The 8,232-nt window shown below is 49.2% G+C and carries 8 protein-coding genes; 6 read left to right on the forward strand and 2 right to left on the reverse strand.

Translation table 11 applies throughout. The features are described 5' to 3' along the window. Positions 1-893: YifB family Mg chelatase-like AAA ATPase (locus tag HKN79_00305; protein NNC81992.1), on the forward strand; the 893-nt coding region annotated here is incomplete at its 5' end. A gap of 30 nt (positions 894-923) precedes the next feature. Next, positions 924-1,967, forward strand: coding sequence for a nucleoid-associated protein (locus tag HKN79_00310; protein NNC81993.1), 1,044 nt, complete (start codon positions 924-926; stop codon positions 1,965-1,967). A 27-nt stretch (positions 1,968-1,994) separates the two neighbouring features. Here the strand turns inward: HKN79_00310 and HKN79_00315 are convergent, their stop codons facing one another. Further along, positions 1,995-2,885, reverse strand: coding sequence for a hypothetical protein (locus HKN79_00315; protein NNC81994.1), 891 nt, complete (start codon positions 2,883-2,885; stop codon positions 1,995-1,997). A 310-nt stretch (positions 2,886-3,195) separates the two neighbouring features. Between HKN79_00315 and HKN79_00320 the strand changes: the two genes are divergently transcribed. The 4 genes from HKN79_00320 to crcB are packed head-to-tail and all read left to right on the forward strand — an operon-like array spanning position 3,196 to position 6,312. Continuing rightward, on the forward strand, positions 3,196-4,311 hold the full coding sequence (locus tag HKN79_00320) for an adenylate kinase (GenBank protein NNC81995.1): 1,116 nt from the start codon (positions 3,196-3,198) through the stop codon (positions 4,309-4,311). Between the two features lie 48 nt (positions 4,312-4,359). After that, positions 4,360-5,352 carry a GTPase ObgE gene (gene obgE, locus HKN79_00325; GenBank protein ID NNC81996.1) on the forward strand — a complete coding sequence of 331 codons (993 nt, stop codon included), beginning with the start codon at positions 4,360-4,362 and terminating at the stop codon, positions 5,350-5,352. 10 nt (positions 5,353-5,362) lie between these two features. Further along, positions 5,363-5,932 (forward strand): phosphatase PAP2 family protein, encoded by a 570-nt coding sequence (locus tag HKN79_00330; protein NNC81997.1) that lies wholly within the window; start codon positions 5,363-5,365, stop codon positions 5,930-5,932. Beyond that, positions 5,929-6,312 carry a fluoride efflux transporter CrcB gene (crcB, locus tag HKN79_00335; GenBank protein NNC81998.1) on the forward strand — a complete coding sequence of 128 codons (384 nt, stop codon included), beginning with the start codon at positions 5,929-5,931 and terminating at the stop codon, positions 6,310-6,312. Before HKN79_00330 ends, crcB begins: the two co-directional genes overlap by 4 nt. 138 nt (positions 6,313-6,450) lie before the next feature. On the opposite strand, the gene HKN79_00340 is transcribed toward crcB, so the two are convergent. Next, positions 6,451-8,232 (reverse strand): efflux RND transporter permease subunit (locus HKN79_00340; GenBank protein ID NNC81999.1); only part of this gene is annotated, 1,782 nt, incomplete at its 5' end.

Here is an 8,232-nt window from a genome sequence, read left to right on the forward strand (position 1 = left end):
ATGTCATTCTGATTGGCCCTCCAGGTGCGGGGAAGACCATGCTCGCCAAACGACTGCCGACTATCCTACCGCCATTGAGTCTGCATGAAGCTTTGGAGACTACCAAGATCCATAGTATCGTTGGGAAGAATTCCAAGGAAGAAGGCCTCATAAGTACGCGTCCTTTCCGCTCACCGCATCATACGATCTCAGATGTGGCTTTGGTAGGAGGCGGAGGCTATCCACAACCCGGAGAGATCTCATTGGCCCACAATGGAGTGCTCTTCTTGGATGAATTGCCCGAATTCAAGCGAACAGTCTTGGAGGTGATGCGACAGCCATTGGAGGATAGGGTGGTAAATATCTCCCGTGCAAAATTCTCTGTGGATTATCCGGCTGCCTTTATGCTCGTGGCCTCTATGAATCCCTGCCCCTGTGGATACTACAATCATCCCGAGAAAGATTGTGTATGCCCTCCGGGGATGGTACAGAAATATCTGAACAAGATATCCGGACCGCTCTTGGATCGTATCGATCTACACATTGAGGTGACGCCAGTTGGATTTGCAGAATTGGCCAGCAAGCAGGAGACCGAGCGAAGTGCGCCCATCCGAGAGCGCGTGACCCAAGCCCGACAGATCCAGAACGACCGATTCGAGGACAACAAGGAGATACATGCCAATGCCCACATGGGAAAGAAAGAGCTGAATCAACACTGTGAGATCAGCGCTGAAGGCACAGAGATGCTCAAGGTGGCCATGGATAGACTTGGACTTAGTGCTCGGGCCTATGACCGCATATTGAAGGTCTCCCGTACAATAGCCGATCTGGCCGGATCAGAAAAGATCGAGACGGATCATCTGGCCGAGGCTATCCAATATCGGAGTCTGGATAGAGAAGGTTGGGCGGGATGATGACCGTCAATCCATACTTTCGTCCTCCCTATGGACACACTCTATCTTGAAGAAGTACAACTGACCCATCTGGTCACTCACCGCGTGGGTAATAAAGGCCGTGAAGAAGGTCTAGGACTTTCCCAGTCAGGGAGTCGCATCAAGGAGGATGCCCTATCCCATTTGATGACCTATTTCCTATCTCCGTTCAAGGCCGAGGAATTCTTCCGATTCGCCCACCCGGTCGATCAAGAGATGAATGAGGTCTTCGGAATCATCCAAGAACTCTTCGACCGGAAAGTAGAATTTTTAGAAGGCAGCCAATCGTTGGCCAAGTTGCTATATGAAGTGAGCCGGCATCCCAATATCCCACAAGGACAATTCCATGTGGCCAAGATGGATGGTGCCATCCTCAATGGGGAAGAACTCGATATGATCGGAATCTTCAAATCCGAGCAGACAGCACCATTTATCAAGGCCGAGCCGGGCGAAGAGCAATACGATATCCTGGCCGATGAAGGCTATGAAATAAAGGGACTGGATAAAGGAGTGTTGATCTTCGATGTGGATCGGGAGGAAGGGTATAAGGTGCTGGTGCATAACGCACAGCGTGGGGTAGAGGCCCGCTTCTGGAATGATGAATTCTTACAGATCATCGAGTGCAACGATGCCTATCACCGCACCAAGGAGTTCATGCAGATCACCAAGGAATATGTCACGGAGAAATTGGATGAGGAATTCGAGGTGGAACGCACAGAGCAGATCGATCTACTGAATCGTTCGGTCAATTTTTTCAAAGAGAATGAGGCCTTCGATAAAAAGGAGTTCACCCAACAGATATTTCAGGATCAGGCCGTAATAGAGAGTTTCGATCGATTCGAGGACCAGTACCGACAATCCTATTCTCTGGAGCCGGTAGACAGTTTCGAGATCTCTGATAAAGCGGTCAAGAAACAGTCACGCGTATTCAAAAGCGTATTGAAATTGGATAAGAATTTCCATGTCTATATACATGGGGACAAGAGTCTCATAGAGCGGGGTCACGAACCGGATGGCCGTAAATTCTATAAGATCTTCTACGAGAAGGAGCACTGAGAACTCAGTTCCAAAGCAGGAATAGGGCTATTGCACGGAGTACTCGAATACCTGCTGCTCAGGGGCGACCTTACCTACTGCTCGTCCATTGCGATAGAGTTCAACTCGATGTAGGATTCCGTTCTCATCATAGCGGTAATACTTTCCATCCCAGAGACGTCCGTCTTTGAAGTACCCGGCCTGGGTCTTCTGGCGATTCTTGTTATAAAGGATATTGTGTCCGGTCTCATGGAACATCTGGGCTTCATTGGTGCGGAGCACTTCTTTTTTCTCTTTTTTCGGAGTGTTCACAGGCTTGGATTCGACCTTGGCTATTGGGATGTCCAACTCTTCAGTCTCTATCACAGCTCCTTGATCGAATACCTTGACTTCCTTCAGTCTACCATCTCGATAGTAGCGTTTCATGGGACCTTGCTCGCGCCCATCCCTGATAGTGACTTCTACAGCCAGTTGTCCATTGGAGTAGTAGTAATACTGCACTCCTTGACGCACACCGTTCTCATCGAATTGGAAATGCTGAGCAAGTGTGCCATTGGCATGATAGCGATAGAACTCGCCTACATTCTTCTTCTGTTTCCATGCACCCTTCTCTTCTACATCGCCATCTACTTGGAAGGTGCGGTATGGTCCGTGAGGAACGTCATTCACATAGGTGATCTCGTACATCGGATTTCCATTCTTGTGATAGCGTGTCCACATTCCGTTCTTCTTTCCTTCTATATAGAGGCCTTCTTCCACTACTTGATGAGGAGCATAGTCACTCTCACCGATCATGGCAGCCGTCAATTTCCAATAACCATCCCTCAGACCTCGGTCATCGAATTGATTCAGGTTGGTCTCACTGGCCATCAGAAAGGTACTGATGAGCATCATGAAGGTGAGGAGTAAGGCACTGGCGATGATAGCTTGTCTGTTCATGGTATAATTTCTTTCTCTGGTTCTACAACTCTGATTCTCGCTCGCACGGGGAATCGGTATCGACTTATCATGAGCGAATTCTTATCCAAGAATGTTTTCTCTAGAAAGCATAGAGATAACCCATTGATAATCAGGGTAAAACATCTGTATTGAGAATTTATCCTACTACTTGGGAAGTGAAGAAACCGTGGAAGCACTTCCACACGATGTGGTAGGGATGCATAGGACCAAGTTGTCCCGATAGACCCTTCTGCGATGCCTGATATACCTGCACAGGGACTTGAAATATCAGTACCTTCGCCTGCTCATTATGAGTCAGGTCCAACTACACGACAAGCAATTCAAGCTGAGTATTCCCTCAGATCACATCCAAGCGGCCATCTCCGCCATGGCCTCTCATTTGAAGAAGGATATCGGAGATGACGCGCCTCTTTTCCTAGGTGTGTTGAATGGGTGCTTCCGCTTTGCATCCGACCTCATCGCCAATTACGAGGGCCCCTGTGATATAAGCTTTGTCAAGGTGGCCAGCTATGAAGGCACGCGATCTACCGGACAGGTCAAGCGTCTTATCGGTCTGGACGAGAAGATAGCAGGACGCACCGTGGTAGTCCTCGAGGATATCGTGGACACCGGAGAGACCATAGAGAATATCCTTTTCGATCTGGAGTCACGCAATGCCAAGCGTGTGATCATCGCGACTTTACTTTTCAAGCCGGATGCCTACATCAAAGATTACCCCATCGATCACGTGGCACTGGAGGTCCCCAATGACTTCTTGGTCGGCTATGGACTTGACTATGATGGTCTGGGGAGGAATCTGAACGATATCTATGTATTGGACACCGATACCGAGAAACGAATGAAGAATATCATACTATTTGGCCCTCCTGGAGCTGGAAAGGGTACCCAGAGCACCCGTATGGTCAAGGATCACGACCTGGTACACCTCAGCACCGGGGATATCTTCCGGACCAATATCAAGGGAGGTACAGAATTAGGGAATCTCGCCAAGAGCTATATGGACAAAGGAGAACTCGTTCCAGATGATGTGACCATACGTATGCTCGAGGCCGAGGTAGAGGAACATCCTGATGCCCAAGGCTTCATTTTCGATGGATTCCCGCGTACAGAGGCTCAAGCAGTAGCACTGGATGGCTTCTTGGAAAGGAAGGGAACGACCATCCATAAGATGCTTGCACTGGAAGTGCCTGAAGAAGAATTGGTAGAGCGCCTGCTGGAACGCGGTAAGGAGAGCGGTCGGGCCGATGATGCCAATGAAGAGGTCATCCGCAACCGTATCAAAGTCTACGAACGAGAGACCGCCATCGTGGCCGACCACTATCGGGAGCAAGGCAAATTCGTGGCCGTAGATGGAATAGGCTCCATCGAAGCCATCTCCGAACGTCTCGCTGAGGCCATTGCATAGGACCTTCTCTATCTTCTATTGAATCAGGAATCTTGAATCTGTTCTACGATGAGCCAGAAAAACTTCGTTGATTACGTCAAGATCCATTTGCGCTCCGGAAATGGGGGACCGGGTTCCACGCATTTCTTGCGATCGAAGAATACCGCAAAAGGAGGTCCCGATGGGGGCGATGGAGGCCGAGGAGGACACGTCATTTTGAGGGGGAACCGAAATCTTTGGACCCTTCTTCATTTCAAGTACAAAAAGCATATCAAAGCCGATCATGGCGAATCCGGTACAGGTAACCTCAAGACCGGAGCAGATGGGAAGGATGTCATTCTGGAAGTCCCTTTGGGAACCGTGGCACGCGATGCGGAGACCATGGAAGAACTCTTTGAAATAAGAGACCATGGAGAAGAACGTATCTTGATGGAAGGAGGAATGGGAGGTAGGGGAAATAACCACTTCAAAACCTCCACCAACCAAGCACCTCGCTATGCACAACCTGGAATACCTGGGGAAGAGGGATGGCGTATCCTTGAGCTCAAGGTCTTGGCAGATGTAGGACTGGTCGGTTTTCCCAATGTGGGCAAATCCACCTTGTTGGCCTCCATCAGCGCAGCCAAACCCGAGATCGCAGATTATGAGTTCACTACGCTGACTCCCAATCTGGGCATCGTACCCTACAGGGATGACCGATCATTCATCATGGCCGATATCCCGGGAATCATCGAGAATGCCCATCAGGGAAAAGGTCTGGGATTGCGATTCTTACGTCACATCGAACGGAATTCCGTCCTGCTCTTCACGATACCTGCCGATGCAGATGATATCGGAGAACAATACAACATCCTCCTCAACGAATTGAGGCAATACAACCCCGAACTTCTGGATAAAGGCAGATTACTGGCCATCACCAAGAGTGATCTGGCTGATGCTGAGATGCGTGATCTGTTGAGTCCCACTATTCCAGAAGGAGTGCCTCACGTGTTCATCTCCGCAGTGGCCCAAGAAGGACTCATGGAGTTGAAGGACATGATATGGAATGAGATAAACCGATAATTTCAATGCCGTGTTCGAATCTTTAGAGTCCATCGATCGTGACCTGTTCCTGTATATCAATGGTTGGAACCATGAATTCATGGATCCCTTGATGTATCTGGTCAGCAACAAGCTCTTCTGGATCCCGCTTTATGTATTCCTCCTCTATATGGTCTACCATAAATATGGATGGAAGGGCCTAGGCTACTTTGCCATGGGCATTGCACTCGTGATCCTGGTCTGTGATCAGATGAGCAGTACCGTCATCAAACCTCTGGTAGCCAGATACAGGCCGTGCAATAATCTGGAGATCATGGACCTGGTCCATAAAGTGAACGACCGCTGTGGGAGTGGATTCAGTTTTGTTTCGGGTCATGCGACCAATTTCTTTGGCATCTCCGTGTTTACGTATAGAGCCCTGAATGATAAGCGCTTCTTGATCCCCTTGTTCATCTGGGCGGCCGTAGTGGCCTATAGTCGGGTATACTTGGGAGTGCATTATCCTTCCGATGTCACAGCGGGGGCACTATTGGGAATCTTCTTGGGATCGGTAGTGTATATCCTCTATGCTCGAGTTTCTCCTTTGGAATCCGAAGAGTGAGTCTGCAAGCGATCATAGCTGTATTCCTGGGTGGAGGTATCGGCAGTCTCTGTCGATTCCTAGTCTCTCTAGGTGTATTGCGACTGAGTCCATCGGCTTTTCCCTGGGGTACACTCACAGCCAATGTGCTGAGCTGTGTCATCATGGCGGGCGGACTGTATTATTTTGCAGATAAACTTCCTGAAGGATCATGGCAACGACTATTCATCGTAGTGGGTCTGTGTGGAGGTTTTAGTACATTTTCTACATTCTCTTTGGAGAATTTTCTACTGATCAAACAAGGGAATTTCGGCTTCTTGATTCTCAATATCCTACTGAGCATCCTATTGTGCTTGATGGTCTTTTGGGCCATGGAGAGGGCAGAAGGTGTTGGTTCTTAAAGGTTTATAAAAGGAAAGGCCCCCAATAAAGGAGGCCTCTCTCTAACCAAAACCAAACAACCAATTAGACGCTGGCTTGCCGCGGAACGCGACAATGGTTCGCCAGCGTTCAGTAGTTATGCAAAAGCCTTGCCAAACTCAAACTCCTGCCATCCATCTTTTCATCTTCGAAAGGAGCAGGTACATGGCCGGTACGATGACCAGCGTGAGGAAGGTCGCAAAGGTCAATCCGAAGATGATCGTCCAACTCATAGGTCCCCAGAAGACCACATTGTCTCCACCCATATAGATGTTGGGGTCCAGGTGCGTGAGCAAGCGGGCAAAATCAATATTCAATCCCACGGCCAATGGGATGAGTCCCAGTACGGTGGTGATAGCGGTCAAGAGTACTGGGCGGAGTCTTTTCTTTCCTCCTTCTACCACCGCTTCGAACATCTGTTCTTCATTCAATTTATCCTCGGGTGCCATTCCCAGACGCTCCTTCATACGCGATTCTATGAGCTTGGTATAGTCGATCAATACGATGGCGTTGTTCACCACTACTCCGGCCAGTGAGATGATTCCTATCATGGTCATGATGATGATGAAGTCCATCTGGAAGACGATCAGTCCCAGCAATACCCCGATCAAACTGAGCACCACCGAAGTGAGGATGATCAGCGGGGTGGAAGCAGAATTGAACTGCGCGATGATGATCAGGAGGATCATGAACACTGCGATCATCAACGCTGTGGTCAAGAAGCTCATTTCCTCGGCCTGTTCTTCCTGCTGACCGGTGAATGACAGGTCGACACCCTCGGGTAATTCGTAGCCTTCGAGCAGTTCACGTATTCGGTCATTGACTTCGGTGGGATTATAGTCGGTCAGTACATTGGAAAATACGGTCACCACACGTTCTTGATCGATCCGCTTGACCGCACTGAAGGTGCTGGTCTTGTCCTTAGTTGCAACAGAACTGAGAGGCACCTGCACGATGCGCCCGTTGGATTGATTGCGGAAGGTGATGCGCTGCTCCATCAGTGCATCGGCATCATAGGCATACTTCCTATCGAAACGGAGCATGATCGGATAATCATCCTCTCCTTCCTTATAGGTACTTATCTCCTTGCCGAACAAAGCCGTACGTAAAGCATCACCTATTTGATAGGTCGAGACATTGAGCCTACGTGCCTTATCCCGGTCGATGATGATGGGCATCTCGGGTTTCCCGGTCTCCACATCCAATTTCAATTCTTCGATACCGGGTATATAGGCCTCATTGATGAATTGACGGAGTTCATCCGCCTCAACCAATAATTGCTCATAATCATCTCCGCTGAGTTCCAGATTTATCGGAGCCCCCTGAGGCGGTCCATCGGCATTCTTGGTGACGGTGATCTTGGTCCCGGGGAAGCCCTTGATGGCCGCTCTGAGATCTTCTAAGATGTCATTGGTATTGATGCCGTTCCGTTCAGCATACTTTAAGAAACTGACCTGTATCCGGGCTTTGTGGGGGGAATCTCCGAATTGAGGTCCTTGAGCCGGATCGCTGGTGCCTTCACCTACCTGAGCAATGATCGAGCTTACGATAGATGATTTGGTGATCACCGTATCGTTGATGACCAATTCCTCTCCTCCGACTATGGCTGGTTCCTCCAGATTGGTCAGAACAATATCCTCTACCTCCTTGGTGATGGCATTGGTCTTCTCGATATCCGTTCCGATGGGCATCTCTATGTACACATTGAGATACTGCGGCATATTCTCAGGGAAGAACAAGACCTTGGGAGTAAATACCCCGAGTAGGATGAAGGAAAAGAAGAGAAGACCGAACATGGAGGCGACCAACCATCCCGGTCTTTTTCCCGATAAGAAGTTCCTCAAGGTATTCTCATACACATTCTCCAGTGCAGGGATGACTTTTTCTTGGAAGGACTTGGA

The sequence above is a fragment of the Flavobacteriales bacterium genome (assembly GCA_013001705.1).
Lineage (GTDB): Bacteria > Bacteroidota > Bacteroidia > Flavobacteriales_D > JABDKJ01 > JABDLZ01.

Coding starts and splice junctions, on each gene's coding strand:
- HKN79_00320 (NNC81995.1), top strand. CDS start 3,196: ATGAGTCAGGTCCAACTACACGACAAGCAATTCAAGCTGAGTATTCCC.
- HKN79_00315 (NNC81994.1), bottom strand. CDS start 2,885: ATGAACAGACAAGCTATCATCGCCAGTGCCTTACTCCTCACCTTCATG.
- HKN79_00310 (NNC81993.1), top strand. CDS start 924: ATGGACACACTCTATCTTGAAGAAGTACAACTGACCCATCTGGTCACT.
- obgE (NNC81996.1), top strand. CDS start 4,360: ATGAGCCAGAAAAACTTCGTTGATTACGTCAAGATCCATTTGCGCTCC.